A 26,381-nucleotide genomic window follows, 5' to 3' on the forward strand; every position below is an offset into this window, starting at 1 on the left:
CGACAGCCTCGCAGTCAGCCACATGATACTGACCTGCCCCGCCTGCGCCACCAGCTATTTCATTCGTGACGAAGCCGTAGGCCCCGAAGGCCGCAAGGTGCGCTGCCAATCGTGCGGCGAAGTCTGGCGCGCCACGCCCGACGAGCCGCTGGAACTGACCTTGGCGCCCGACCCGGCGGTCGCCGCCGCCGCCACGCCTGCAACCCCGCCCGAACCCGATCCCGCACCGACCGCCGCCAGCCTGGCCGAAACGCCGGCGCCGGAGTTGCCCCGGGCGTTCCGCGCTCGCGCCGATCGCCAGAAGAAGCTGCGCCGCGCCGCCACCCAGGGCGTGATCTGGGCGGGTCTGGCCAGCGTCTTCATCGGCCTGATCGTTTCGGCCTTCCTGTTCCGTGTCGAGATCGTTCAGGCCTTCCCCCGAGCCGCTTCGGCCTACAAATTCTTCGGCGCGCCGGTCAATCCGGTCGGGTTGGACTTCGAAGCCCTCACGGCCAAGGCTGCGCCGAACCATCCCGGCATGGTCGTGGTGTCCGGCGCCATCCGCAATGTGCGCGACGTAGAGATCGTCTCGCCGCCGATTCGCGTGGCCCTGCTGGACGCCGCCGGCGCCGAGGTCGGGTTCAAGATCGTAAAGATCGACGCGGCGCCGGTCCTGCCGGGCAAGGTCCAGGGCTTCGCCGCCCTGATCCCCGATCCGGGCGGCCACGGGGCCGGGATCGGCGTCGACTTCGCGCCGGCCAGCCCGGCGCCTGCCAAACCCCCAGCTGAACACGGCGGACATGATGCGAAGGCCGCGCCCGCGCACGCAGCGCAGCCCGCCGCCGAAACCTCGCAGGGACTGCGCTCGGCGACGGCGCCCGGCGCCGAGGCGCCGAACACGGCCGCGCCGATCGACGCGCGACCGGTCGGGGCTGTGGACAAGGGGCATGGTGAGGCGGTATCGGCCTCGCATCATGGCTGATCCCTCCCCGACGCCGACCGTTCTTCTGTCCGAGTCCGAGGTGGCGCGCATCGTCGCCGACCTGGCCCAGCGCATCGCGCCCGTCATCGACGACGATACGGTCGCCGCCGTGCTGCTGACCGGCGGCCTGTGGTTCGCCGCCGACCTGACCCGCGCCCTGTCGCGCGTCGGCCGCAACGTCCGTTTCGACGCCCTGTGGCTGGCCTCCTACGGCGACGAGCAGACCAGCCGGGGCCGGATCGACGTCTATGCGCCGTTCCAGCGCCCGATCGCGGGCCGCCGCGTCCTGATACTGGACGACGTGTTCGATACCGGCCTGTCGCTGGCCGAAGCGGTGCGTATCGCCAAGGACGCCGGCGCGTCCGAAGTCCTGACCTGCGTCTTCGCCAGGAAGCCCTGGCCCAAGCCCCGCGCGCCCGAGCCGGACTTCGTCGGCTGGGAGGCGCCGAATCGCTTCCTGGTCGGTTATGGCCTGGACCACGCCGGCACGCTGAGGGGCCTGCCGGACATCTGCGCCCTCGACTGAGTTCCAGGCGCGGCGACAGCGGGGATAATCCGTCCGGGGCTGAATTTCCGCCCGGTTCGGCGTTGACTCTCCGACACCCTTCCGTATATGTCGCCGCTCTTCGCCGCCGGGGCCCTCTCCGGGGGCGTATCTTTTTTTGCGTTTGCGCTGAGGCTTCAACATGTACGCGGTGATCAAGACCGGCGGCAAGCAGTACCGGGTCCAACCGGGCGACACCATCGTCGTCGAAAAGCTCGACGGCGACGCCGGCGCTGAGCTGAAGTTCGACAGCGTCCTGATGCTGGGCGGCGACAAGGGCGTGACCCTGGGCGCCCCCCTGATCGACGGCGCCTTCGTCGGTGCCACCCTGGTCGAGACCCGCAAGGGTGAGAAGATCAAGATCTTCAAGAAGACCCGTCGCCAGGGCTATCGCCGCACGAACGGCCATCGCCAGATGGAATCGGTCCTGCGCATCACCGGCATCGAAGGCGCCGGCGAGACCGCCAAGTGGGATGGCAAGGTCGATCTGACCACCAAGGCCGAGATCAACCTGCGCGCTCGCAACCTGGCCGCTCGTGACACCACCTCCTCGCTGGGTTCGACCGAGACGGTCGTGACCGACGTGGACGGCGCTGAGGTCAAGGGCGTCGTGGTCGAGAGCTCGGCTCCCGCCAAGAAGGCCCCGGCTAAGAAGAAGGCTGCGCCCAAGGCTGAAGCCGCCGGCGACGAAGCCTAAGACATTCACCGGCGCCTCGGCGCCAGACCTAAGTTACGGACGCGCTCAAGTAGGCCGAAAGGCCGGTAGCGCACCAAGAAAGTACGGAGCGGCAAGATGGCTCACAAGAAATCCGGTGGTTCGTCGCGTAACGGTCGCGACTCTGAGTCGAAGCGCCTTGGCGTGAAGAAGTATGGCGGCGAGCGCGTGCTGGCCGGCAACATCATCGTGCGCCAACGCGGCACCACCTTCCACGCCGGTGAGAACATGGGCATGGGCCGCGACCACACCCTGTTCGCTCTGACGAACGGCGCTGTGAAATTCACCACCAAACGTGGTGGCCGTTGTTATGTGTCGATCCTCGCGGCCAACGACGACGCCGCTCAGGCGATGGCCGCCGAGTAACGCAGTCTGGACCTTCCCGGATCGCGTTGCTCCTGCCAGCAGCCGATCCGGACCAGGGATGATAATCCGCGGGGAGTCTGGATCACCAGGCTCCCCGTTTGCGTTTCCCCGCCTCGAAGACCGTCCGAGCCCTTCAAGGAGATGGTCGACAATCCGAGGCAACGCCCATGTGCGTCATCGAAACCGCTCCTGTCGTCGAGACCCGGCGCCTGATCCTGCGCGCGCCCGCGCCCCAGGATGCGCCGCGCATCGCCGCCCTGGCCAATGACCTGGACATCGCGCGCATGACCAAGCGGATGCCGCATCCGTTCCAGATGCGCGACGCCGACGACTTCGTGCTGCAGGTCGCCTCGCAGGATCCCAGGCGAGCCAACACCTTTGTCATCGACCATGAGGACGTGGGGCCCATCGGCGTCATCGGCCTGTTCGAGGGCGAGGACCGGGTGCCGGAAACCGGCTACTGGATCGGGCGTGAATACTGGGGTCGGGGCTTCGCCACCGAGGCGCTGGACGCCGCCCTGGTGTGGGCCAGCCGCAAGTGGAAGCGCCGGGCGCTGGTCGCCGGGCATTTCGCCGACAATCCGGCCTCTGGCCGCGTGCTGGAAAAGGCGGGCTTCCTCTACACCGGCGAGACGCGCCGGGCGTGGAGCCGGGCGCGTCGGGCCGAGGCCGATACGCGCATGATGGTGTGGCTGGCCTGACGGCCAGCCCGCAATGTCAGCCGCCCGCCAGGGCGGGGCCATAGACGGCGGCGACGGCGACGGCGCCCACCACCAGCATGGCGCCCGCGCCGGCGATGAAGGTGGCGATGGTCTTGGACCGGCGACGCCGCATGCCGCCCGCCTTGTACTTGCGGATGATGACCGACGGCCCTCGCGTAAAGGCCTCGGATCCTATGATATTGTGTTGGGACAAGAAAAAAGCTCCCCGAACTCTCGCACAGAAGCAGCGATCAGTCCGGGGCGCTCGTGGTCAGAAGATGGCGATCCGCGTTACCGGGGTCGCATCTTCGTGAGAAGGGGCGTGCGGGTCACAGGGTGACGGAGACGGCCCGGCCGCCACGCGTCTGCACCGACTGCATCAGCACCAAGGGCGCGTCGCCCGAGGTGACCGGCACGATCAGGAACCAGCCGCCGTCCGGCAGGCCGTCGAATCGGAAACGGCCGTTCTCGCACCGCTCGGAGCGGACATAGTTGCGATAGTCGGCGTTGGCGTCGGCGACGGTGCGGGCGCGGACGACGGCGGCAGGCACGGCTGCGCGCTGGGTCGAACCGTACAGGGTGCGAATGCGGGCGCGCGTGTAGGGGGTGTCTGGCGTCAGGCCGACGCTGGCGACGCAATCGAAGGCCTTGCCGTCCCGGGCGAAGGCGATCTGGCCCTGAATGCTGTTGCGGCCGGGCATCTGGGACCAGCCGAAATCGGCCTCGTTGAACGCTGCCGGGCCCCCGTTCGGCAGGCCGCCGCCGGCGGTCGGCGCACAGGCGGAGAGGGCTGCGGCGGTCAGGGCGAGAGCCAGGCCAGGGGCGGCGAACGAACGGATCGACATGGGGCTTCCTCCGGGATTTCGGGGTCGTGGGGGACGACTTTCCCCACTATCGCACGACAAGCCGGGCGACTTCCACGCTCAAGATTCCCCCTCTGGACCCGGACCCGACAACGCGCGAAACAGGCCCGACAACGCGCCCAGTCGTCGAGGCGCGACAGCTCGGAAACGTCCCGCATGACCGTCACCTTCGCCGATATCCAAGCCGCGCGCACCCGGATCGCCGGCGCGGTCGACCGCACCCCGACCCGCTATTCCAGGAAGCTGTCGCAGCTGACGGGGGCCGAGGTCTGGGTGAAGTTCGACACGGCATTCACCGGCAGCTTCAAGGAGCGCGGGGCCCTGAACCGGCTGCTGATGCTGAGCCCCGAGGAGATGAAGCGCGGCGTGGTGGCCGCCAGCGCCGGCAACCACGCCCAGGCCCTGGCCTATCACGGCGGACGGCTGGGCGTGCCGGTGACCATCGTGATGCCCGAGGGCACGCCCTTCGCCAAGATCAACGGCACCCGCTCGCACGGCGCGACCGTGGTGATCGAAGGGCTGGACTTCACCGGCTCGACCGAGGCGGCCAAGCGGCTGGAAGCCGAAAAGGGCTATGTCTTCGTCTCGGCCTTCGACGACGAAGGCATCGTGGCGGGTCAGGGCGTCTGCGCGATAGAGCTTCTGGAGGATGCGCCCGAGGTCGAGGCCCTGATCATCCCCATCGGCGGCGGCGGGCTGATTGCGGGCTGCGCCATCGCGGCCAAGGCGATGAAGCCGGACATCAAGGTCTTCGGCGTGGAGGCCGTCCGCTATCCGTCCTTCACCGCCAAACGGGCGGGCAAGCCGCCGGTCTGCACCGGCCAGACCATCGCCGAGGGCATCGCCATCAAGGCCGTGGGCGACATTCCCTTCGCCCTGGCCGACCCATTGGTGGACGAGGTCTTCGTCTGCGAGGAGGCCGACTTCGAACGGGCCGTCGCCACCTATGTCACCTATGAGAAGACCGTGTCCGAAGGCGCCGGCGCGGGCGGTCTGGCGGCGCTTCTGGCTTATCCCGAGCGGTTCAAGGGGATGAAGGTCGGGCTGGAACTGTGCGGCGGCAACATCGATGCGCGGATGCTGGCGGTCGTCTTGAACCGCGAGATGGTCCGTGAGCGGAGATTGATCGTCTATCGCATCCTGGGCGACGACCGGCCGGGCATGTTGTCGGCCATGGCGGCGGTGATCGGCGGCCTGGGCGGCAACATCATCGACGTGGTCCACAACCGCTTGGCGCTGGACGTGCCGGCCAAGGGCGCCGAGTTCGACATCATGGTCGAAACGCGCGATAGCGCCCACGCCGACGAGATCGGCGAGGCCTTGAAGGAACGCGGCTATGAACTTCGGATGGGGTAAGGCGGCTCTGCTCGCTGCGGTGCTGCTGGCGGGCTGCGGCCAGGCCGAGCCGGTTGATCCGAACGCGGGCAAGGCCGAGGCGGCCGCCTTCATGGCCAAGAACGCCAAGGAGGAGGGCGTCCAGACCCTGCCCAGCGGCCTGCAATACAAGGTGGTGCAGGCGGGACCGGCCGGCGGCGTCAGCCCGGACCGCAACGACCTGGTCAAGGTCGATTACGAGGGCAAGCTGGTCGACAACAGCGTGTTCGACAGTTCCTTCGCGCGCGGGGCGCCGGCGGTGTTCACGCCCGAGGAGGTGGTCAAGGGCTGGACCGAGGCGCTGCAGAAGATGCGCGTCGGCGACGAATGGCTGCTCTATGTCCCGCCCGAGCTAGGCTATGGCGAGCAGGGTAATCCCAAGATCCCCGCCAACTCCGTGCTGATCTTCCGCCTGAAGCTGCTCGACGTGGCCAAGGTGCCCGGCGGCGGATCGGGCGTCGGCACGGCCATGGGGTGACCCTCACGCAATCCGCCTCTCGCTGCGAAGCGGGACGGAGACTTCAAGCGCTCCGCCACTCGGTCATGACTGCGGGGTCGGTCTCGGTCGTCGCCTTGGCCAGGGCCGCGAAGTCGTCGGGCGGCGTCAGTTGCGACAGGGCCCAAACCGCCGCGCCGCGCACCAGGGGCGAGGGGTCGGCCAGTAGGGCTTTCGTCGGGGCGATCAGGGAGGCGTCGTCCGAGTTGCCGACGGCGTAGAGGACGTTTCGCAGGAAGCGGTCACGGCCGATCCGTTTGACCGGGCTCTTGGTGAACAGGGCGCGGAAGGCGGCCTCGTCCAGCGCCAGCAGGTCGTGCAGGCGCGGGCTTTCAAAAGCCTCACGCGGCAAAAGCCTGATCTCACGCGCTTCCTGGGCGAACTTGTTCCACGGGCAGACCGCCAGACAGTCGTCGCAGCCATAGATGCGCGATCCGGTCAGGGTGCGGAACTCGACCGGCCAAGGGCCCGCGAACTCGATGGTCAGGTAGGACAGGCAGCGCCGGGCGTCGAGCTGGAACGGGGCGGGAAAGGCCTTGGTCGGACAGGCGTCGAGACAGGCGGTGCAGCGGCCGCAGTGTTCGGTCTCGGCCGTGTCCGGCTCGATCTCGGCGGCGGTCAGTATGGTCCCCAGGAACAGCCAGTTGCCATGGGTGCGGCTGAGCAGATTGGTGTGCTTGCCCTGCCAACCCAGGCCGGCGCGCTGGGCCAACGGCTTTTCCATAAGGGGGGCGGTGTCGACGAAGACCTTGATGTCCGCGCCGTTGCGGGCGGCGATCTGGCCGGCCAGCTGTTTCAGCCGGCCCTTGATGACCTCGTGATAGTCGTCGCCGCGCGCATAGACCGAGATGTAGCCGGCCGAACGGTCAGCCAGCTGATCCAGCGGGTTCTCATCGGGGCCGTAGTTCATGCCCAGGACGATGGCGGTCCTGGCCTCGTCCCACATGGCGGTCGGATGCTGGCGGCGATCCAGCGTCGTTTCCATCCATTCCATGTCGCCATGCCGGCCTTCGTCCACGAAACGCCGCAGCCGCTCGCCCGCCGGCCAGGCGTCGGCCGCCGAGGCGAACCGGCAGACATCGAAGCCCAGCTCGGCCGCGCGCTGGCGGATGAAGGTTTTCAGGCGGTCGGACACGAGGCGGGGGATAGCATGAAGTCTCATTTGCACGCAGTGGCTGAGAGACGTCTTTGTCAATCGCTGGATGCCGCATCGCCGTCGAACAATTCGAGAATCTCGGCCCGAATGTCAGTGGGCCAGGGGGCTATCAGGGCGGTCAAACGGTCGCGATCGCCCGCGAACAGGGCGCGGCTGGCCTCTTCGAAGTCGGGGGCGTCGCCGGCCATCTCGACCATGAAGCCGTAGGCGGCGTCGGTGCGGCGGCGGCGCGCATCGTCGTGGGCGCCGGTCTTGCGCGCCTGCTCCACCAGACGGCGCAGGGCGGCCGAGGCGCCGCCCGGCTGGGTCGCCAGCCAGTCCCAGTGACGGGGCAACAGCGTGACCTCGCGCGCGGCGACGCCCAGACGCGGACGGCCGCGCTTTGGAGCCGGAGCCGGTTCTTGTTCGCGGAGGGCCAGGTCGACCGGTCGACCGGTCGCCAGATCGAACACGCGCAGCGCGGCTTGAGGCGAGGCCGCCAGGGCCTTGCGGAAGGCGGCAGCCACTACGACGTCCGAGCCTCTGGCGATACGGCGGGGACCGTCGAACAGGACCAGATCGCGATCTCCGTCACTCATGTATTTACCCGGATGAAATTGTCTGTCATATTTGTACCCGGATAAATAAGAGAGCGCCATGACTCCGACAAATCGCAAGAGCCTGATCGCCGAATATAAGGAGCGCGCGACCATCGCCGGGGTCTATGCCGTGATCTGCAGCGCGACGGGTCAGGCCTGGGTCGGCAAGAGCCGCCACATCGACACCGAGCAGAACGGCCTGTGGTTCGCGCTGCGCCACGGCGGCAGTCCATATCGGTCGCTTCAGGCGGCGTGGAAGGCGCACACGCCCGAGGATTTCCGCTTCGAACAGCTGGACCGCCTGCCGGAAGACATTTCTGACATGCGGCGCAAGGACGAACTGGTCAGTCGCGCCAAGCTGTGGATCGCCCGGTTGAGCGCGGAGGCGCTTTAGAAATCCAGATCCGCGTACCAAGCCGACGGGGGCACGCCGACGAAGCGGTCGGCGAGCAGGGGGCGGAAGCAGGGGCGGGATTTGAGCTTGGAGTACCAGGTCTTCAGACCGGGCCAGTTCTTCCACTGGATCTCGCCGAAATAGTCCAGCACCGACAGGTGGGCGGCGGCGATCAGGTCGGCCTGGGACAGGCGGCGGCCGGCCAGCCAATCGCGGGCGGCGACCAGATCCTCCAGCATGGCGAGGTGGGATTTCAGGGCGTCGCGCCCGTCGCGCAGAGCGCGGGCCTCGGGCGGGCCGAGCTTGAGCAGGGGTTTTTCCATCCGCTCGTGCAGCAGGACGGCGTCGACCTCGTCCATGAAGCGGCGCTCGAACCAGCCGGTCAGGCGGCGCGCCTCGGCCCGTTCGGCGAGGTCGGCGGGCAGCAGTAGCGGGCCCTTTTGCTGATCCTCGATCCAGCCCAGGATGGCGGGCAGTTCGCACAGCACCAGCGGACGGCCGCGATCCATCGTCTGGATCACCGGCGGCAGGCCGGACGGATTGAAGTCGTTGACCGGGCAATCGTCTTCCCACGGACGGACCGGGGTGTCGGTCCATGCGATCCGCGCCTCGCCCAACGCCAGTCGCGCGGCGCGCGAGGCGGGCTGGAAGGCGAAGTGAAACAGAACGCAAGGGTCGGCCATCTAAGGGTGATGCGCCCGGACCCGTTAATGCGCGTTTACTGCATTGAAATTGGACGCAAGGTCAGGACCACGGCCCCTTGGGCGCGGGGCCGGTCGGGGCGGGGGCGGTTTGCGGGTCGGCGGGAGCCGCGGCCGGGATCGCGGGCTGCGGACGGGCGTGACCGCGCGGGTCGGCGTGGATCAGGATGTCGGCGGCGGGATACTGGGCCAGCACCCGGTTCTCGGCGGCGACGACGATGGCGTGGGCCGCGTCCAGCGTCTGGTGCGCGTCCAGATCGACATGCATCTGGATCATCATCACCTGACCGGACATGCGGGTGCGCAGCTGGTGCACGCCGAAGACCTGGGGGTCGGCCAGGACGGCCTTGGTGATGGCGGCGCGGTCGGCCTCGGGCACGGCGCGGTCGAGCAGGTGATCGGCGGCGGCCTTCAACATGCCGGTCGCGCCCCAGAACAGCCAGACGGCGACGACGATGCCTGCGGCCGCATCCAGTCCCGGCGCGCCGAGGAAGGCGCCCGAGATGACGCCGACCAGCACCACGACGTTGGCGGCAAGGTCTGCCGCATAGTGGGCGCGGTCGCCTGCGACGGCGACGGAGCCGGTCTTCTTCAGCGCCTGGGTCTGCATCCACACCAGCCAGGCCGTGATGACGATGGTGGCGACCACGATCCCGCTCGCCCACAGGCCTGCGGTTAAGGGACGGGGATCGAAGATGCGCTGCACCCCCTCCCAGGCGATGAAGATGGCCGAGGCGAAGACCAGCCCGGCCTGGACCAATGCGGACAGGGCCTCGCTCTTGCCATGGCCATAGCGGTGGTTCTCGTCGGCCGGGGCGGCGGCCCAGCGCACGGCGAAGAAGGTGGTCAGGGACGCCGCCAGATCCAGAACCGAATCCGCCAGGGTCGCCAGGATGGAGACCGAGCCTGAGGCGCCCAGCGCAAAGGCCTTCATCGCGATCAGCACCACCGCGACCCCGACAGACAGGCGGGTGATGCGGCGCGTGGCCAGATGGGCGTCGTCAAGCGAGGCGGGGGCGGGGGCGGGCGTCGTCATTATCGGCTTCTTCTCGCGCAATCGTGGCTGAAAGCCAACCGCTGGCCCAAACGGGTCGTTCCGTCAGAAACGATCATGCTCTAGGGGGAAGGCATCCGGGCGCGGCGCGTTCCGGGCGCATTGGTTTTCGAGGGTCTCATGTCGGACTGGCTTGCCGCCATTATTCTGGGTCTGGTCGAGGGGCTGACCGAGTTCATTCCGGTCTCGTCCACCGGCCATATGCTGCTGCTGGGCCATTTCATGGGCTTCGAGAGCGCGGGCAAGACCTTCGAGATCGTGATCCAGCTGGGCGCATTGCTGGCCATCGTCAGCGTTTACTTCAAGAAGCTGTGGACCCTGGCGACGCGCTGGCCCTTCGACGCCGAGGCGCGCCGGTTCCTGATCGGGCTGCTGGTCGCCTTCGCGCCGGCTGTCGTGATCGGTTTCCTGGCCTATGACTTCATCAAGACGGTGCTGTTCGAGACGCCGCAGGTGGTGTGCATCGCCCTGATCGTCGGCGGGGTGATCCTGCTGCTGCTGGACCGGATGGACAAGAAGCCCCGCTGGCTGGACGCCGAGGCCTATCCGATGCGAATCTATTTCCTGATCGGCCTGTTCCAGTGCCTGGCCATGATCCCCGGCGTGTCGCGGTCCGGCGCCACCATCGCTGGCGGGCTGCTGCTGAAGACCGACAAGCGGTCGGCGGCCGAGTTCAGCTTCTTTCTGGCCCTGCCCACCATGGGGGCGGCGGTGGCTTATGACCTGTTGAAGAACCACAAGACGCTGGATTTCAGCGACATCGGCCTGATCGTCGTGGGTTTTGTCGTGGCCTTCATCTCGGCCCTGGCGGTGGTGCGGTTCCTGCTGGATTTCGTGTCCAGGCGCGGCTTCGGCGTCTTCGCCTGGTGGCGTATCGTGGTCGGGGTCGTGGGATTGGTGCTGTTGCAGGCGGGGTTCTGAGACCATGACCACGCTTCTGTACGGCCGCCCGCCGGTCGTCTTCGATCCGCCCGGCGACACGACCCAGACCTCGCCCCTGATCCCGGACTCAGCTGCGCTTGAGGCGCAGGACCCCGGCTCGGCTGACAGCGTCATGATCTACGCCCCCCCCGGCATGCTGGAGCGGCGCTACGTGCTGGCCCTGGCGCTGAAGGCGCTAAAGGTCGGCGGACGGCTGGACGTCATGGCGCCCAAGGACAAGGGCGGCTCGCGCCTGGGCAAGGAGCTGAAGACGTTCGGCCTCGACGTCGCCGAGACCGCCAAGGCGCACCATCGCCGCTGCATCGTCATTCGACCCGAAACGGTCGAGGGGCTGGACGAGGCCATCGCCGCGGGCGGGCCGCAGATCGTGCCGGGACTGGAAGCCTGGTCCCAGCCCGGCATATTCGCCTGGGACCGGATCGATCCGGGCTCGGCGCTGCTGGCCGAACATCTGCCGGCGATGAAGGGTGAGGGCGTCGATCTGGGCTGCGGCTATGGCGCGCTGTCGATCGTGGTGCTGCGCTCGCCCGCCGTGAGCAAACTGAAGATGGTCGATCTGGATCGCCGCGCCATCCAGGCCGCTCGCCGCAATATCGAGGACGACCGCGCCAAGGTCTGGTGGTCGGATGCCCGCACCCTGGAGGCCAAGGGCGACAAGGATTTCGTGGTCAGCAATCCGCCCTTCCACGACGGTGGGGCCGAGGACCGTCGGCTGGGTCAGGCCTTCATCCGCAAGGCGGCGGAACTTCTGAAGAAGGGCGGCGTCGCCTGGGTCGTCGCCAACCGGCACCTGCCCTATGAGGCCGAGCTGAACGCGGCGTTCAAACGGGTGCGGCTGGTCGCCGAGGCGGGCGGCTACAAGCTGTTCGAGGCGGTGAAGTGACCGCGCTCAAGCAGTCCGAAGGGCGGTAGCGCATGAAGAAAACCCCGACGTCGAGGGTCGATCGTCTGCTGGGCTCGATGGGCTATGGATCACGCGCCGAAATGGCGCGGATGGCCAAGGCGGGCGGCATCGTGCTGGACGGGGCGGACCTGACGGACGTGTCCAAACGCATTGCGGTGACGCCGGACCTGCCCACGCGAATGGAGATCGACGGCGAGCCGCTGGACCCCGTGCAGGGGCTGGTGATCCTGCTGAACAAGCCGCTGGGCATGACCTGCTCACACAAGGAAGAGGGGGCGCTGGTCTATGACATCCTGCCGGGACGGTGGCGGGCGCGCGATCCCGCCATCTCGACCATCGGACGGCTGGACAAGCAGACGACGGGCCTGCTGCTGCTGACCGACGACGGCGATCTGCTGCACCGGGTGATTTCGCCCAAACGCCATGTGGCCAAGGTTTACCGGGCGGGTCTGGCGCGACCGCTGACGGGCACGGAAGGCGCGCTGTTCGCCTCGGGCGAGCTGGTGCTGGAGGGCGAGGACAAGCCGTTGGCGTCGGCGGTGCTGGAGGTGGTGTCGCCGACCGAGGCCCTGCTGACGGTGACGGAGGGCCGCTATCACCAGGTGCGCCGGATGTTCGCCGCCGCCGGCAACCACGTCGAGACCCTGCATCGCGAACGGCTGGGCGGATTGGTCCTACCCGCCGATCTGGCGCCCGGTCAGTGGCGCCTCGCGACGGCGGATGAGGTCGCCTCGATTTTCACGACGCCCGAGAGCCTGGGTTGAAGCTCTTGACGCCTGCGGGATCGAACGCGCAGGTCGAGGGATGACCACTAAGATCAAGATCTGCGGCCTGACCACGCCGGACACGCTGGATGCCGCGCTGGATGCTGGGGCGGATTTCGTCGGCTTCGTGATGGTCAAGGCCAGTCCGCGGTACGCGGGGCCGGCCTTGGCGAAGCGGCTGGTGGATCGGGCGCGCGGCCGAGCGAAAACCGTATTGTTGTTTGCCGACATGGTCGGTCCTGAGATGGACGATCTGGTTCATGATCTTCGGCCCGACATGATCCAGCTGCATGGTCGCGAAACGCCGCTTCAGGTTCGCAACGCACGGGCCGACTGGGAAATTCCAGTGATCAAGGCGGTGGGGGTGGCCGGCGCAGAGGACTTGGTCGGACTGGAAGCGATGGAAGCGTCGGCAGACCACCTGCTGCTGGACGCCAAAGCGCCCAAGGGAGCCTTCTACAGTGGAGGGCATGGGTTGGCTTTCGACTGGACCCTGCTGGCGGACCGGGCGTTTCGCCATCCGTGGTTCCTGGCGGGCGGTCTCAACCCGGACAATGTGGCCGAGGCGCTGAGAATTACGGGCGCGCCCATGGTCGATGTGTCCTCTGGCGTGGAAAGCGCGCCGGGTGTTAAGGACGCCGACCGGATCGCGACCTTCATCCAAAACGCGCGCCGGTCGTAATTGCGACGCCTCTCCGCGTGAAAGTCGAAACCGTGAACGCTCAGACCCCCATCCAAGCCGCCGATTCCACCCAGCCGCTGTCGAACGCCTACGCTTGGCCGGACGCGCAGGGTCGCTTCGGTCCGTACGGCGGTCAGTTCGTGGCCGAGACCCTGATGCCGCTGATCCACGAGCTGGATGCGGCCTATAAGGCGGCAAAGGCGGACCCCAGCTTCCAGGCCGAGCTGGACAGCTTTCTGACCCACTATGTCGGTCGCGAAAGCCCGCTGTATTTCGCCGAGCGCCTGACCGAACATTTCGGCGGCGCCAACATCTGGCTGAAGCGCGAGGACCTGAACCACACGGGCGCGCACAAGATCAACAACTGCATGGGCCAGATCCTGCTGGCCCGTCGCATGGGCAAGACCCGCATCATCGCCGAGACCGGCGCGGGTCAGCACGGCGTCGCCTCGGCGACCGTGTCGGCGCGCTTTGGCCTGCCCTGCACGGTCTATATGGGCGCGGTGGACGTGGAGCGGCAGCAGCCGAACGTGTTCCGCATGCGTCTGCTGGGCTCGGAAGTCTTCTCGGTCACGGCCGGCGCCGCGACCCTGAAGGACGCGATGAACGAGGCGATGCGCGACTGGGTCACCAACGTCTCGGACACCTATTACATCATCGGCACGGCGGCGGGTCCGCACCCCTATCCGGCCATGGTGCGCGATTTCCAGTCGGTGATCGGCAAGGAGATCAAGAGCCAGTCGATGGCCCGGATAGGCAAGCTGCCCGAAGCGGTGGTCGCCTGCATCGGCGGTGGCTCGAACGCCATCGGCGCCTTCCACCCCTTCATCGAGGACGAGGGCGTGCGGCTGATCGGCGTCGAAGCGGCCGGCCATGGCCTGGATACGCCGGATCACGCGGCCTCGTTGAAGGGCGGGCGGTCGGGCGTGCTGCACGGCAACCGAACCTATCTGCTGCAGGACGAGGACGGCAACATCGTCGAGGGACACTCGATCTCGGCCGGGCTGGACTATCCCGGCATCGGGCCGGAACACGCCTGGCTGCACGACATCGGCCGGGCCGAATACCGCTCGGCGACGGACAATGAGGCGCTGGAGGCGTTTCAGCTGTGCTCGAAGCTGGAAGGCATCATTCCGGCGCTGGAGCCGGCCCACGCCCTGGCGCGGACGGGCGAAGTGGCGCGCGAAGTCGGCAAGGGCGGCGACGTCGTTTTGCTGATGTCGGGGCGCGGCGACAAGGACATCTTCCAGGTCGCCAAACATCTGGGAGTGAACCTGTGATCCGTACCCTTCTTGCGGCGACCGCCGTCCTGAGCCTGTCCGCCGCCGCTGCGCAGGCCCAGACGCCTACCCCGACGCCGGCCCCCGCTGCGCCGCAAGGCGGTCCGGCCGACGTCGGCCTACTGCCCGGCGCGGAGCTGTCGCCCGATTGCGGAGGGCTGAACAATCTGACGGGGCGGGCCTATTGCGTGACCGCGCAGTTGGGCCAGATCGGCGCTCTGGCCGACGCCTATATCGCCGATCTGGAAACCAAGAACTGGCTGGCCGCCGGCGGCGACGACAACCGCGTCGTCTTCATCAAGCGTCGTGAGGCCGGCGGCTGCGACGGCATGCAGATGGTCGCCTTCTACGACACCACCAAGACCGCCGTCGCCGAACTGCCCGGCTATCTGGGCTTCGCCACCATTCCAGGCGACGTGTGCGCGGCTGCCGCGGCCGCGACACCGCCTGCCGCCGCCGGATCGCCGCAACAATGACCACCGCCCGTATCGACGCGCGCTTCAAGGCGCTGAAGGCCGAGGGCCGTGCGGCCTTCATTCCCTATGTGATGGGCGGCGATCCGTCGCGTGAAGAGGCGCTGGCGATCCTGAACGGCCTGCCGGCGGCGGGCGCGGACATCATCGAACTGGGCTTTCCGTTCAGCGATCCGATGGCCGAGGGGCCGCCGATCCAGCGGGCGGCGATCCGGGGCATGGCGGCGGGTTTCGGCCTGCGCTCGACCATGGATTTGGCCAAGGAATTCCGTAAGGGCGACGACGCGACGCCCATCGTGCTGATGGGTTATCTGAACCCGATCGAGAGCCTGGGCTATGACGCCTTCGCCGCCTATGCGGCCGACTGCGGCATCGACGGGCTGATCGTGGTGGACTGCCCGCCGGAAGAGGCCGGGCCTCTGATCGAGGCGCTGGACAAGGTTTCGGTCTCGCTGATCCGCCTGGCGACGCCGACCTCGGACGACGAGCGGCTAAAGATCGTGGTCCAGGGCACGTCGGGCTTCGTCTATTATGTCGCCGTCGCGGGCGTGACGGGCGTCAAGGAAGCGAACGCGGATGTGGTGGCGCCGGCCGTAGAGCGGGTGCGCAAGGCCTCGGGCCTGCCGGTTGCGGTCGGCTTCGGGGTCAAGACGCCGGAACGGGCCGCCGAGATCGCGCGCGTCGCCGATGCGGTGGTCGTGGGCTCGGCCCTAGTGGACGAGGTGGCGGCGGCGCTGGAGGCGAACGAACCCGTCGCGGCGCGCGTTCTGGCCCGGGTGAAGGCGCTGGGCGATGCGGTTCGATCCGTCGCCGCTAGTGCTTCCGTGGCGGAAACCGTCTAAGAGCGCGCGGATGAATGACAAGACCAAGCCTCAGGAAAAGCGCGGCGGCTGGCTGAGCCGCTTTGCGCCCGGCGTCCGCAAGATCGTGTCGCGCCGCGACACCCCGGACAATCTCTGGGTCAAGGATCCCGACAGCGGCGAGATGCTGTATCGCTCGGATCTGGAGGCCGCCCTTTGGGTGACCCCGTCGGGTCGGCATATGCGCATCGATGCGCCGACGCGTCTGAAGGCCACCTTCGACGGCGGCGTCTTCCAGTCCATTGACACGCCGGACGTGCCGGAAGATCCGCTGAAATTCTCGGACGGCAAATCCTACAAGGATCGCCTGAACGCCGCGCGCAAGGCCGCGGGCCGCAAGGACACCATGGCCATCGGCTATGGTTCGGTCGGCGGTCAGAACGCGGTCGTGATTGTTCAGGATTTCACCTTCATGGGCGGGTCGCTGGGCATGGCGGCGGGCGAAGCCTTCATCAAGGCGGCGCGCGAGGCGGTGAGCCGCAAGGTTCCGCTGGTCTGTTTCACCGCCGCCGGCGGCGCGCGGATGCAGGAGGGCGCCCTGTCGCTGATGCAGATGGCGCGCACCACCCTGGCGATCGAAGAGCTGAAGGACGCCAGACTGCCTTACGCCGTGGTCCTGACGGACCCGACGACGGGCGGGGTGACGGCCTCCTACGCCATGCTGGGCGATGTGCATCTGGCCGAACCGGGGGCCCTGATCGGCTTCGCCGGACCGCGCGTGATCGAGGCGACCATCCGCGAGAAACTGCCGCCCGGCTTCCAGCGCGCCGAATATCTGCAGGAAAAGGGCATGGTGGACCGGGTCGTGACCCGCGCCGAACTGCCGCGCACCCTGGGTCAGATCCTGTCCATGCTGATGGGCGGCACGCGCGCCGCCGCCTGAGACCGCCTGAAGGGCCAGTCGATCGCGGTCGAGGCCCACAGGCACCACCAGACGATGACCGGCTGAAACAGCAGGCGCGGGCCGTGATAGGCCCAGCCTAACCCTGCGCCCGACGTCATAAAGTTCACGGCATGCTGGATGTTGGCCGGATAGACGCAGACGGCGTAGGCGGCCAGCGCCCATCCGGCGGCGACGCGCAGGCGCGGGATCGTCAGACCCGCCGCGCCCAGCAGTTCGGCGATCCCCGTCAGGGCCACGACCAGGGCCGGCTGCGGAACCCACGCCGGCGTGATCCGCACGAAGGGGCCAGGGACCATCAGATGCAGCACGCCCGCGCCCAGGAAGACGGCCGCGAGGACGAGGCGCGCCGCGGTTCTGATCTGCGGCCTGGAAGTCATGTCGCGGTTCTCGAAATCAGGGGGTAAAGGAGGCGGATGGATCCCGTCTCCGAACGACTACGCGCGCGCCACCCCCAGCGGATCGACCTTTCGTTGGAAAGAATGCGCGTGCTGTGCGCGGCCCTTGGCGATCCGCAGCACAAGCTTCCGCCGGTGATCCATGTGGCGGGCACGAACGGCAAGGGGTCGACCGTCGCCCTGATCCGCGCCATCGCCGAGGCGGCGGGGTTGAAGGTGCACGCCTACACCTCGCCCCATCTGGTGCGGTTCAACGAGCGAATCCGGCTGGCCGGAACGCTGATCGAGGACGACCATCTGAATGCGATCCTGGACCGGATCGAGGCGGTCATGGCCGAAACCGACAGCGAGGCCACGGTGTTCGAAAGCACCACCGCCGCCGCCTTCCTGGCCATGTCCGAGACGCCCGCCGACCTGGCCATCATCGAAGTGGGTCTGGGCGGGGTGCTGGACGCGACCAATGTGATCGAGCGGCCGCTGCTCAGCGTCATCGCGCCGGTCGATTACGATCATGCGGAGTTCCTTGGCACGGATCTGGCCGCCATCGCCTCGGAAAAGGCGGGTGTGCTGAAGGCTGGAGCGCCGGCCGTTATCGCGCGCCAGAAGGAAGAGGCGATGGCGGCCATCGAACGTCGCGCCGCCGACGTCCATGCGCGGCTGAACGTGCTGGGGGTCGACTTCGACGCCTGGGCCGAGCGGGGCGGCCTGGCGTTCCAGACGGCCGAACTGTTAATGGACCTGCCGGCGCCGGCCCTGGCAGGCGCGCACCAGATCGACAATGCGGCCCTGGCCGTGGCGGCGGCGGTCGAACTGGACCTGCCCGAGGCTGCGATCGCCGAGGGGCTGAAGCGCGTGCGTTGGCCCGCCCGGCTTCAGAGGATTTCGGCGGGTCCATACGGCGCTGCGGCCAAGGCGGCGGAGGCGGAGCTGTGGCTGGACGGGGGGCACAATCCTCACGCGGCGCGGGCGCTGGCGGCGTTTCTGGCTGAGCGTCAGGCGCGGGCGCCGCGTCCCCTGGCCCTGATCTGCGGCATGTTGAACAACAAGGACGCGGGCGGTTTCTTCGCTGCGCTGAAGGACAGTCAGGCGACGGTATTCACCGTCGGCTTCGACGGCGCGGCGGCAGAGCCTGCGGCCCTGGCGGCCGTGGCGCGCGGGCATGGGCTGGCGGCGACCCCGGCGAGATCGGTGGGCGAGGCGCTGGATTTGGCGCTACGCCTGGGCGCGGGCCGGGTCGCCATCTGCGGATCGCTGTATCTGGCCGGCGAGGTCTTGGGCGCCAGCGAGGAGACCTGGCCGGTCTAGCGCGTCATCCAGGGCTTGGACTTGCCGGCGGCGATGCGGGCGGCCTGTTCGCGCTGGAAGCGACCGCCGCGCGGCGGCTTGGCGCGCGCATCCAGCCGGGCGTTCTTCAGGCGCAGAGCCTTTTGGACGGGGGTCTCGCCGGGGATGTCGTCAGCCGGGTTCGGGGTGTCTTCGTCGCTCATGGCGCCATCCTAGCATGAAAAACGCCCGCCGGTCGGACCGGCGGGCGCTTGATCCGACAGGGTCGAAAGGGCTCAGGCCTTGACGCCGGCCTCGGCCAGCCATTCGACGATCTTGCCCTTGGGCATGGCGCCGACCTTCATCGACGCCATCTGGCCGTCCTTGAACAGCATCAGGGTCGGAATGCCCTTCACGCCCAGCTTGGACGGGGTCATGGGGCTGTCGTCGATGTTGATCTTGGCCACGGTGACCTGACCGCCCAGTTCGTCGGCGATCTGTTCCAGCGCCGGGCCGATCTGTTTGCAGGGGCCGCACCATTCGGCCCAGAAGTCGACCAGGACGGGGGTCGAGGATTTCAGGACGTCGGCGTCGAAGCTTTCGTCGGTGACTTTCACTGTCGCCATAAAGGGCTCCTTGGGCGCTATCGCTCGGCGCGCGGCGCCTCGCTGCTTGAGCGCAGGTTGATGTTGGCCGGAGCGTCCGGGTTCGGTCGCAGATGTGGGAGCGAATCGCGGGCAATTCAACTGCTGGCGAGCGCCGCCGCCAGCAGGGTTTCGGGAATGGGCATCAGCTTGGGCCCGTCGGTCCAGACCAGGGCGGCCTCGACCGGGCGATCGGGATAGAGGCGCTTCAGCACGGCGACATAGACGGCGGCCTGCAACACATAGGCGGGATCGACCGCCTCGATGGCGTCTGGCGCAGGGCGGTTGGTCTTGTAATCGACGACCAGAACCTTCTCGGGCGTGACCACAAGCCGGTCGATGCGGCCGTTGATGGCGACGCCGGGCGGCAGGTCCGGCGCGGACCCCGTCAGGGCGACTTCGGCGCGGGAGCCGGGACCGAAGACGGGGGCGAAGCGGGCGTCGTCCAGCACAGAGAAGGCGGCGGCGATCATCTCGGCGCGCTGGGCCTCGTCCAGATCGGTCTCGCGCGCCAGAAGGCGCCGGGCGGCGTCGGGGCGGTCGGCGGGCGCGATCTCGGGCAGGCGTTCCAGCAGCCGGTGGATCAGGTCGCCGCGCCGGAACCGGCCCAGCGCGGCGCCGCCCGCCTCGGTCCTGGCCAGGGGCGAGGGGGCGGGAATGCGGATCGCGCCGCCCTCCATCCGCGACGGCGAGGCGAAGCGGGCGGCGGCGTCGGCGGGCGGCGCGGCGGCGGCCCAGGCGGGCAGGGCGGCGGCGCAGGCGATCGCAGCGGCCTGTGTCGGGCAGCGTTCGGGATCGACGCCATAGCGGCGCACGCCGTTGTCGATCTCACGCACCTGATCGCCCAGCCGGTCGAAGGTCTCTTCGATGATCGACCACCAACTGCCGGCCTCGGCGCCCCGGCTGGAGGCGCGGCCCATGACGATGACGCGGTCCCGCGCGCGGGTCAGGGCGACATAGAGCAGGCGCAGGGTCTCGTCGTCGGTGCGGGCCTGGCGCGCGGCGCGGGCGTCGGCCGAGGCGGGGCAGTCGTCCTTGGCCGAGCCGGGCGCCATCAGCCAAGCCTCGTCTTCGCCCTCTGGCGTAACCGCGGGCATCAGGGACGGACCTTGCGCCTTCGCCTTCATAGTCATGTCGGGCAGGATGACGATGGGCGCCTCCAGCCCCTTGGCGCCGTGGACGGTCATGACGCGGACCTCGCCGCGCGCGCCCTCCAGTTCGCGCTTCACCTCGACGTCGGCGGCCTCCAACTGCGCCAGGCAGGTTTCCAGATCGACTGCGCCGCGATTTTCGGCGGCCAGCACCTGATTCAGGGTCTCGTCGATGGCTTCTTCGGCCTCACGTCCCAGCCGGGCCAGGATGCGGGCGCGGCCCGACCGCCCCGTATCGTCCATCCGGTTCAGGGCCTGGGAGAAGAAGGCGAAGGGATCGCCGCCGCGCGCGCCGATGGCGGCCTGCACCGCATCGCGCGCGCGAGCCCATTCGGGGCGTTCATGCGCCCGGTCGCGCAGGTCACGCCAAAGTTGGCCGGCCTTGCGGTTCTCGCGGCCAGCCAGCGCGTAGAGGCCGTCCTCGTCCACATCGCACAGCGGGCTGCGCAGCACCTCGGCCAGGGACAGATCGTCGTCGGGGAAGAGGGCGAAACGCGCCAGCGAGATCAGGTCGTCGAAGACGATATGGCTGGACAGTTTCAGCCGGTCCGCCCCGGCGACGGGCACGCCTTCGGTTTTCAACGCGCGGATAATCTCCTCGAACGTCGCGTCGCGACGGCGGACCAGGACGATGTAGTCGCCGTAGCCGGCGGGGCGCAGGTCGCGGGTGCTGCGATCGAAGACGGCGACGCCGCGTTCGACCTGCCGGCGGATTTCGCGAGCCAGGTCGCGGGCCAGGCGCTTGCGGGCGCTGCCGGCGCTTTCCTGATCGACGGGATCGTCCCAGGCGTCGGTGTCGGGCGCGGGCTCGTCCAGGAACAGGGGCCAAAGGTCGATGGCGCCGTGCTGGCCGACGCGCGCAGGGAGGTGTCGGGCGATGTCGCCTTGCGGGCCGGTCAGGGCGCGGGTGCGGTCGGGATCGGCGAAGACGGCGTCGACGAAGGCCAGCACCTCTTCGGTCGAGCGATAGGAGGTGTTCAACTCCGGCCCGGCGAAGGGCTCGCCGGCGCCCTCGGCCAAGGCGAGGAAGGCGCCGCGTTCCTGGCGCAGCCGTTCGGGTCGCGCGCCTTGGAAGGAATAGATCGACTGTTTCTCGTCGCCGACGGCGAAGACGGTGCGGCCAGATTTTTCGCCAGAGTAGAACTCGCCGGTCAGGGCACGGACGATGGCCCATTGTTCGGGGGCGGTGTCCTGGGCCTCGTCGATCAGGACGTGATCGACCCCGCCGTCCAGCTTGTACAGCACCCAGGCGGCGGCCCCGCTTTGGGTCAGCAGGGCGGCGGCGCGCGCGACCAGGTCGGGAAAATCCAACGCCCCGCGCTGGGCCTTGGCGGCTTCGTAGAAGGCGGCGTGGGCGCGGGCCAGGGTCAGGACCTTGACCGTATCGTCGGCGACCTTGGCCTTGCGCAGAGCCTCGCGCGTGGCGAGGAACTTGGTCTGAAGGTCCAGCAGCCAGCCGACCGCCCCCTGGGGCGCCGACTTCGTGCCCATGCTCTTTCGCGGTTCGCCCGCCTGGGTGCAGAAGACCCCGGCCAGGGCCGCGAACCCGGCATAGGGAGGGGCGGCGACGCTCATGGCGTCGGCGATCTTTTTGTCATTGGCCGAGCCGGTTTCCATGGCTTCGGCGATGCGGTTCCATTCGCCGGGATCGATGAAGGCGACGAAATCGCGCTCCAGATCCTCCGGGCTGCGATCGCGTTCGGCGCCGGTCAAGGACCAGGGATCGGGCGCGGTCCCGGCCTCGGCACGGTCGATATAGTCCAGCAGATCGGCGCGCTTGGCCTCGATCATCGACAGCAGGGCCTGGAACCGCTGCCAGTCCAGCTCGACGGCGAAATGGCTGTAGGCTTGGCCGATGGGGCCTTCCGGATCGGCGACGGCGGCGCGGGCCAGGTCTTCGCGCGCGGCGTGGCTTAGGGCGGTCGCAGCCTGGTCTTCCAGCACGGTGAAGCGGGGCGAGACCCCAGCCTCCAGCGGGAACCGTCGCAGGAGTTTTTCGCAGAAGGCGTGGATGGTCTGGATCTTCAGCCCGCCCGGCGTCTCCAGCGCCCGGGCGAACAGCTTGCGCGCGCGGGAAAGCGCGGCGTGATCCATCGCCTGCGGGTCGCCGTCGTCCAGCCGGGCCAGTTCGCGCGATAGTGCGGCGTCGTCCAGCACGGCCCAACCGCCCAGTTGGTCGAACAGTCGGGCCTGCATCTCGGCGGCGGCGGCCTTGGTGTAGGTGACGCACAGGATGGCGCCGGGATCGACCTGATCCAGCAGCAGCCGCGCCACCCGGTTGACCAGGGTGGTGGTCTTGCCCGAACCGGCGTTGGCGGTGACGAAGACGGTCAGGCGCGGATCGGCGGCGACGATCTGGGGGGCGATGCTCATTCTTCGTCCCCATCGCCGATCACAGACCATTCCCAGACGCGGGCCAGATGATCGTAGTTGCCGCCCTGGTTGCCCATGAACTGGGGCGCGGCCCAGGAGACGTAAGGCGTGTTCTCGTCGTCGAACCGTTCGACGCGGCGCTTCAGCCCGTCCAGCGCCGCCTGTGCCAGGTCGGCGGCCTCAGAGCCCGAGGCGCGGGTGACGACTTCGCCCGCCGTCTTGCGCCCGACCACGCGGACATAGGTCAGTTCGTCGGGCGTGACCGGGCCGTTGGTGTCCTTGAACCCGCCGTCGGCCAGGATGGCGGCAGTCAGGGTCAGTTGCGGGGCGAAGCCGGACTTGACCTGTTTGGCGGACGGCGCCGCACCGGTCTTGAAGTCCATGACCGCCGCGCCGTCCGACGCCAGTTCGATGCGGTCGGCAAAGGCCTTGACGGTGAAGGGGCCGGCTGGGGCGTCGAAGGTCATCGTCCCCTGCTGTTCCACCAGGATATCGACGCCGCGCGCCCGACGCCGTCGCTCGAACTCGGTCAGCCAGCGGGCGCAGTTGCGGGCCAGCGGCGCCTCGCGGGCCATGGCCGCATCCTCGAACCCGCGTGCGCCCAGTTCGCGCAGCAGATGGTCGTGCAGGATGGCCTCGCAGTCGTCGGGCAGGTCGTTCGGCCAGTCCAGCGTCAGCCGCTCGATGGCGGCGTGGACGGCGTTGCCCCGAGCCAGCGCTTCGGCAGACGCGCCGGGCCGCTCCATCGCCTCCAGCCCCAGCACCCACAGGGCGTAGATTGCGTAAGGGTCGCGCACCCAGCGTTCGACGCGGGTGACGTACAAGCTGCGCGGACGGCGATGCACCGGCGGGCGCGGCTCGGGCCGTTTGGCGAAGCGCGGCGGTCCGGGCGGAGGCGCGTCCAGGGCGCGGGCCCAGTCGAGGACGGTGGTCGGGCGGGCGATGGCGACGGGCGTCTCGGCCGCGTCAGCGCCGCGCGTCAGCATCTCCAGCCGCCACAGCCAGCGCGAACGCACGGCGGGCTGGCCGCCGCGCCGCTCGCTGTGGATCATTATGACCTCGTCGGCGCAGGCGGCCTGGACAAAGTCCTGCGCCGTCTGGCCCAGGCGACGCTCCGGCGGGGGCAGGCCCAGGGCCTTGCGCATCGGGCGCGACAGGAAGGGATCGGTCGGGGCCGCCTGGGGCCAGACGCCTTCCTCTAAGCCCGCCAGGATCATCCGGTCGGCGCGCACCAGCCGCGCCTCGATGGCCCCCAGAATCCGCAGCGACGGATGGGTGGCCCCGCCGGTCCGCACGACGTTTTCCTTGACCAGGGACGTGACCAGTTCGGCCAGTTCCGCGCGACGGATCCGGCCCAGCGACGCCCCGCCCTCGATCAGGCCGGACAGAAGGGCGGCGGCGGCCTCGCCGTCGGGACCCGCCCAGGCGTTCTGGCCGGCCAGGGTTTCGATCAGCCGGGTCAGGGCCGAGGCGCCGACGTTCAGATCCGCGTCGGGCGCGAAGACGGCGGTCGCGGCCTCGACGGCGGCCTGAAGCTGATCGACCAGGCGGGTCGTGGCCGACAGCCGGGCCTGTTTCCATTCGGGCGGCGCCTTGCCGCGCCGGTCGGGCTGGACCGCCTCCAGCAGGCGGCGGTGGATGGAGGCGAAGTCGCGCGGGCGGGGGCCGCGCAGGGCGTGTTCTTCCAGCGCGACGACGGCGGCGGCCTGAGGAGCGTCGCTCAGATCAAACCGGGCCAGGGGATGTTTGACGACGGCGAGCAGCAGATGGGGCTGGACCGGATCGGCGATCCAGCGGGCGCACAGATCGACCAGGGCGCCGGCGGGCAGGCGCGACAGGGGCGCGCCTGCCGAGGAATCCGCGGTGACGCCCCAGCGTTCCAGCCGAGCGGCGACGCGGCGGCCCAGGGCCTGATCCGGCGTGACCAGGGCGCACGTCTTGCCCGGCGTTTCCAACGTCTCGCGCATCATCAGGGCGATGGCGGCGGCGGCCTCTTCCTCGGCGCGGACGGACAGATGGGAAAGGCCCTGCAAGCCCTCGGCGATCGGATCACGCGCCTCCTTGCGGGCAACGGCCGCCGAGCGGATGTCGCGGATGGCGCGGCGCCAGTCGTCGGTCGCCTCGGCGGGACGCAGGGCCTCGTTGACCAGCCGCTGGCGCGCCAGTCCGCGCGCCTCGCGGGCCGGAGGAACGGCGGGACGGAACCAGGGGCGGACGCTCTCGCGCGCGATCTCGCAGCGGTCCAGCAGCCGCTTCATCGCACTTTGCGGATGCTGTTCGTCCAGCTGGTTCCAGACGCCGGCGTCCAGATCCAGGTCGAGGCCAGGCAGGACGACGCAGCCCAGCGGCGCCCGCGCCACGGCCTTCAACACGTCTCCGGCGGCGGGGACGGTGCCGGTCGAACCGGCGGCGATGACGGGCTGGCGCGGCGGCTCGCGGTCCCACAGCTCGGCGAGGCGGCGCAGCAGGGTCGCGCGACGCCAGGCCGGATCGACCAAACCCAGTTCGGCCAGACGCTTGGGCCAGGCCTCGACCGCCAGACCCAGAAACTCGGCCGACCGTTCCCAGTGTTCGGCCATTTCGCCGTCGACCAGTGTGGCGATCCGCTCGGGGTTCTGAATCTCTTCCAGTTGGCAGGAATCGAGGAAGCCGCCCAGCGCGTCGGCGAGGTCCAATGCACGCATCGGGCTCAGGGATGCATCGAACTGTTCGACGATCATCCGCGCCATCTCGAACCGGCGCGTCAGGGCGGGGATGGCGGGCGGCAGGTCCAGACCCAGGGCGCCGGGCGTAAACGGCGGCTCGTCCTCCTCAAGATCGCCCAGCGGCCGGACCTGAGGCAGCAGGATGGGGCGACCCTGCGACAGCTTGGACAGGGCGCCGGTGAAGGCACGCGCGGCCCGGCGGTTGGGCAGCAGGATGGTGGCGTCCGACAGGGTCTCGGGCGGCAGATCGCCCAGCCAGGCCAGGACGCCGGCGGCCAGGTCCTCAAGGAAGGGCCGGTGCGCGGGGATGGCGTACCAGCGAGGGCGCATTTCCGTTTCCCTATCACCGACCGCGCGGCGGTCGGCTGCTTGAGGGACGTCCAAAAATGGATCGAAGACGCTCACGCCTCTCCCGCCAGTTTGGCCTCGGCTTCATCCCGCGCCTGCGGGTCGCCGACGTGCATCCAATCGCCGTCCAGGACGCAGCCGAACAGACGTCCTTCAGCGGCGGAGTTGCGCCAAAGGGGGCTGAGGGAGAAGGGGCCGTCGGGGCCGTGATCGGCATAGCCGGGGCGGGTGATGTGCACGCCCATATAGGCGAACGGAGCGGACGGGGCGTCGCCCCGGAAGGTCAGCTTTCCGTCGTCGGCCATGAAGAAATCGCCGTCGCTCTCAAAGCCGATGGAGCCTTCGCGGCGGGCCAGCAGCAGGGCGGCGTCCATCGTCTCTGGGTTCCACAGACGGACCAGATCGGCCAACGCACCGCCTCGGTCGATCCAGACGCTGTCGATATTGGCGACGAAGACGGGCTCCTCGCCCAGCAGGGCGTGAGCCTTCTTCAGCCCGCCGCCGGTCTCCAGCAGTTCGGCGCGTTCGTCGGAAATCACGATCTCGGGGCCGCGATTTTTAGGATTTTGGCCGCGCGCCGCCAGATGCGCTTCCAGCCGGTCGGCGAACCAGTGGACATTGACCACGGCGGTTTCGACCCCGGCGTCCGCCAGTCGGTCCAGCACATGGTCGATCAGGGCGCGGCCCTGCACCTCGACCAAGGCCTTGGGTCGGTCGTCGGTCAGCGGGCGCATGCGCGTGCCCAGGCCGGCGGCGAGCACCATTGCGGTCTTGGGGGCCGTCTTTGGAG

29 protein-coding genes are annotated in these 26,381 nt (G+C 68.9%); 17 read left to right on the forward strand and 12 right to left on the reverse strand.

Annotation, left to right across the window (positions count from 1 at the left end; all coding sequences use genetic code 11):
- Positions 1-22: 22 nt before the first annotated feature.
- The 5 genes from PFY01_RS03990 to PFY01_RS04010 all read left to right on the forward strand — a co-directional run bounded on the left by PFY01_RS03990 (position 23) and on the right by PFY01_RS04010 (position 3,287).
- Positions 23-961 (forward strand): MJ0042-type zinc finger domain-containing protein, encoded by a 939-nt coding sequence (locus tag PFY01_RS03990; RefSeq protein WP_205682452.1) that lies wholly within the window; start codon positions 23-25, stop codon positions 959-961.
- On the forward strand, positions 954-1,487 hold the full coding sequence (locus PFY01_RS03995) for a phosphoribosyltransferase (RefSeq protein WP_271042512.1): 534 nt from the start codon (positions 954-956) through the stop codon (positions 1,485-1,487). Before PFY01_RS03990 ends, PFY01_RS03995 begins: the two co-directional genes overlap by 8 nt.
- Before the next feature lie 160 nt (positions 1,488-1,647).
- Positions 1,648-2,202, forward strand: a complete 555-nt coding sequence (gene rplU / locus PFY01_RS04000; protein WP_271042513.1) for a 50S ribosomal protein L21 — start codon at positions 1,648-1,650, stop codon at positions 2,200-2,202.
- A 96-nt stretch (positions 2,203-2,298) separates the two neighbouring features.
- Complete coding sequence (rpmA, locus tag PFY01_RS04005; RefSeq protein WP_039244031.1) at positions 2,299-2,586, forward strand: 50S ribosomal protein L27; 288 nt, start codon at positions 2,299-2,301, stop codon at positions 2,584-2,586.
- A 167-nt stretch (positions 2,587-2,753) separates the two neighbouring features.
- Entirely contained in the window at positions 2,754-3,287 is a 534-nt protein-coding gene (locus tag PFY01_RS04010) for a GNAT family N-acetyltransferase (protein WP_271042514.1), read from the forward strand.
- 16 nt (positions 3,288-3,303) lie between these two features.
- Here the strand turns inward: PFY01_RS04010 and PFY01_RS04015 are convergent, their stop codons facing one another.
- A complete protein-coding gene (locus tag PFY01_RS04015) occupies positions 3,304-3,501 on the reverse strand; it encodes a hypothetical protein (protein ID WP_039244035.1) in 198 nt (65 codons plus the stop codon).
- Positions 3,502-3,616: 115 nt separating this feature from the next.
- Entirely contained in the window at positions 3,617-4,132 is a 516-nt protein-coding gene (locus PFY01_RS04020) for a hypothetical protein (RefSeq protein WP_165115222.1), read from the reverse strand.
- Between the two features lie 174 nt (positions 4,133-4,306).
- On the opposite strand from PFY01_RS04020, the gene PFY01_RS04025 reads away from it, so the two are divergent.
- Positions 4,307-5,506: a threonine ammonia-lyase gene (locus PFY01_RS04025; protein ID WP_271042515.1), complete on the forward strand. Its 1,200-nt coding sequence runs from the start codon at positions 4,307-4,309 to the stop codon at positions 5,504-5,506.
- Entirely contained in the window at positions 5,487-6,002 is a 516-nt protein-coding gene (locus PFY01_RS04030) for an FKBP-type peptidyl-prolyl cis-trans isomerase (RefSeq protein ID WP_165115226.1), read from the forward strand. Before PFY01_RS04025 ends, PFY01_RS04030 begins: the two co-directional genes overlap by 20 nt.
- A 43-nt stretch (positions 6,003-6,045) precedes the next feature.
- Here the strand turns inward: PFY01_RS04030 and queG are convergent, their stop codons facing one another.
- Together queG and PFY01_RS04040 are read right to left on the reverse strand one after the other, a co-directional pair.
- Positions 6,046-7,182, reverse strand: a complete 1,137-nt coding sequence (gene queG, locus PFY01_RS04035; protein WP_271042516.1) for a tRNA epoxyqueuosine(34) reductase QueG — start codon at positions 7,180-7,182, stop codon at positions 6,046-6,048.
- A 29-nt stretch (positions 7,183-7,211) separates the two neighbouring features.
- Positions 7,212-7,754, reverse strand: a complete 543-nt coding sequence (locus PFY01_RS04040; RefSeq protein WP_271042517.1) for a DUF2239 family protein — start codon at positions 7,752-7,754, stop codon at positions 7,212-7,214.
- Positions 7,755-7,812: 58 nt separating this feature from the next.
- On the opposite strand from PFY01_RS04040, the gene PFY01_RS04045 reads away from it, so the two are divergent.
- Positions 7,813-8,148: a GIY-YIG nuclease family protein gene (locus tag PFY01_RS04045; RefSeq protein ID WP_271042518.1), complete on the forward strand. Its 336-nt coding sequence runs from the start codon at positions 7,813-7,815 to the stop codon at positions 8,146-8,148.
- Here the strand turns inward: PFY01_RS04045 and PFY01_RS04050 are convergent.
- Positions 8,145-8,831 (reverse strand): glutathione S-transferase family protein, encoded by a 687-nt coding sequence (locus PFY01_RS04050; RefSeq protein WP_271042519.1) that lies wholly within the window; start codon positions 8,829-8,831, stop codon positions 8,145-8,147. The two genes, PFY01_RS04045 and PFY01_RS04050, sit on opposite strands and share 4 nt — an antisense overlap.
- Before the next feature lie 61 nt (positions 8,832-8,892).
- Complete coding sequence (locus tag PFY01_RS04055; protein WP_271042520.1) at positions 8,893-9,885, reverse strand: cation diffusion facilitator family transporter; 993 nt, start codon at positions 9,883-9,885, stop codon at positions 8,893-8,895.
- 138 nt (positions 9,886-10,023) lie between these two features.
- Between PFY01_RS04055 and PFY01_RS04060 the strand changes: the two genes are divergently transcribed.
- The 8 genes from PFY01_RS04060 to accD all read left to right on the forward strand — a co-directional run bounded on the left by PFY01_RS04060 (position 10,024) and on the right by accD (position 16,691).
- A complete protein-coding gene (locus PFY01_RS04060; RefSeq protein WP_091750590.1) occupies positions 10,024-10,824 on the forward strand; it encodes an undecaprenyl-diphosphate phosphatase in 801 nt (266 codons plus the stop codon).
- 4 nt (positions 10,825-10,828) lie between these two features.
- Positions 10,829-11,728 carry a class I SAM-dependent methyltransferase gene (locus PFY01_RS04065; RefSeq protein WP_271042521.1) on the forward strand — a complete coding sequence of 300 codons (900 nt, stop codon included), beginning with the start codon at positions 10,829-10,831 and terminating at the stop codon, positions 11,726-11,728.
- Positions 11,729-11,760: 32 nt separating this feature from the next.
- Positions 11,761-12,513: a pseudouridine synthase gene (locus PFY01_RS04070; RefSeq protein ID WP_165115242.1), complete on the forward strand. Its 753-nt coding sequence runs from the start codon at positions 11,761-11,763 to the stop codon at positions 12,511-12,513.
- A gap of 40 nt (positions 12,514-12,553) precedes the next feature.
- On the forward strand, positions 12,554-13,195 hold the full coding sequence (locus tag PFY01_RS04075) for a phosphoribosylanthranilate isomerase (RefSeq protein WP_066627907.1): 642 nt from the start codon (positions 12,554-12,556) through the stop codon (positions 13,193-13,195).
- A 77-nt stretch (positions 13,196-13,272) separates the two neighbouring features.
- Positions 13,273-14,475, forward strand: coding sequence for a tryptophan synthase subunit beta (gene trpB / locus PFY01_RS04080; RefSeq protein ID WP_271043021.1), 1,203 nt, complete (start codon positions 13,273-13,275; stop codon positions 14,473-14,475).
- The gene (locus PFY01_RS04085) at positions 14,472-14,951 is read left to right on the forward strand and encodes a hypothetical protein (RefSeq protein ID WP_055807772.1); all 480 of its coding nucleotides are present in this window, start codon (positions 14,472-14,474) and stop codon (positions 14,949-14,951) included. Before trpB ends, PFY01_RS04085 begins: the two co-directional genes overlap by 4 nt.
- Positions 14,948-15,790, forward strand: a complete 843-nt coding sequence (gene trpA, locus PFY01_RS04090; RefSeq protein WP_271042522.1) for a tryptophan synthase subunit alpha — start codon at positions 14,948-14,950, stop codon at positions 15,788-15,790. Before PFY01_RS04085 ends, trpA begins: the two co-directional genes overlap by 4 nt.
- Before the next feature lie 10 nt (positions 15,791-15,800).
- Positions 15,801-16,691 (forward strand): acetyl-CoA carboxylase, carboxyltransferase subunit beta, encoded by an 891-nt coding sequence (gene accD / locus PFY01_RS04095; protein WP_271042523.1) that lies wholly within the window; start codon positions 15,801-15,803, stop codon positions 16,689-16,691.
- On the opposite strand, the gene PFY01_RS04100 is transcribed toward accD, so the two are convergent.
- Entirely contained in the window at positions 16,646-17,089 is a 444-nt protein-coding gene (locus tag PFY01_RS04100) for a DoxX family protein (protein WP_269220526.1), read from the reverse strand. The two genes, accD and PFY01_RS04100, sit on opposite strands and share 46 nt — an antisense overlap.
- A gap of 36 nt (positions 17,090-17,125) precedes the next feature.
- Between PFY01_RS04100 and PFY01_RS04105 the strand changes: the two genes are divergently transcribed.
- On the forward strand, positions 17,126-18,412 hold the full coding sequence (locus PFY01_RS04105) for a bifunctional folylpolyglutamate synthase/dihydrofolate synthase (protein ID WP_271042524.1): 1,287 nt from the start codon (positions 17,126-17,128) through the stop codon (positions 18,410-18,412).
- Here PFY01_RS04105 and PFY01_RS04110 read toward each other — a convergent pair.
- The 5 genes from PFY01_RS04110 to murU all read right to left on the reverse strand — a co-directional run bounded on the left by PFY01_RS04110 (position 18,409) and on the right by murU (position 26,355).
- A complete protein-coding gene (locus PFY01_RS04110; RefSeq protein ID WP_066552684.1) occupies positions 18,409-18,594 on the reverse strand; it encodes a hypothetical protein in 186 nt (61 codons plus the stop codon). The two genes, PFY01_RS04105 and PFY01_RS04110, sit on opposite strands and share 4 nt — an antisense overlap.
- A 72-nt stretch (positions 18,595-18,666) precedes the next feature.
- Positions 18,667-18,996: a thioredoxin gene (trxA, locus tag PFY01_RS04115; RefSeq protein ID WP_017506226.1), complete on the reverse strand. Its 330-nt coding sequence runs from the start codon at positions 18,994-18,996 to the stop codon at positions 18,667-18,669.
- A 116-nt stretch (positions 18,997-19,112) separates the two neighbouring features.
- On the reverse strand, positions 19,113-22,538 hold the full coding sequence (addA, locus tag PFY01_RS04120) for a double-strand break repair helicase AddA (protein WP_271042525.1): 3,426 nt from the start codon (positions 22,536-22,538) through the stop codon (positions 19,113-19,115).
- Positions 22,535-25,573, reverse strand: coding sequence for a double-strand break repair protein AddB (gene addB / locus PFY01_RS04125; protein WP_271042526.1), 3,039 nt, complete (start codon positions 25,571-25,573; stop codon positions 22,535-22,537). The genes addA and addB overlap by 4 nt, the downstream gene beginning before the upstream one ends.
- Positions 25,574-25,644: 71 nt before the next feature.
- Entirely contained in the window at positions 25,645-26,355 is a 711-nt protein-coding gene (murU, locus tag PFY01_RS04130) for an N-acetylmuramate alpha-1-phosphate uridylyltransferase MurU (RefSeq protein WP_271043022.1), read from the reverse strand.
- Positions 26,356-26,381 lie beyond the last annotated feature (26 nt).

The organism is Brevundimonas vesicularis (assembly GCF_027886425.1).
In the GTDB taxonomy this organism is placed as follows: domain Bacteria; phylum Pseudomonadota; class Alphaproteobacteria; order Caulobacterales; family Caulobacteraceae; genus Brevundimonas; species Brevundimonas vesicularis_C.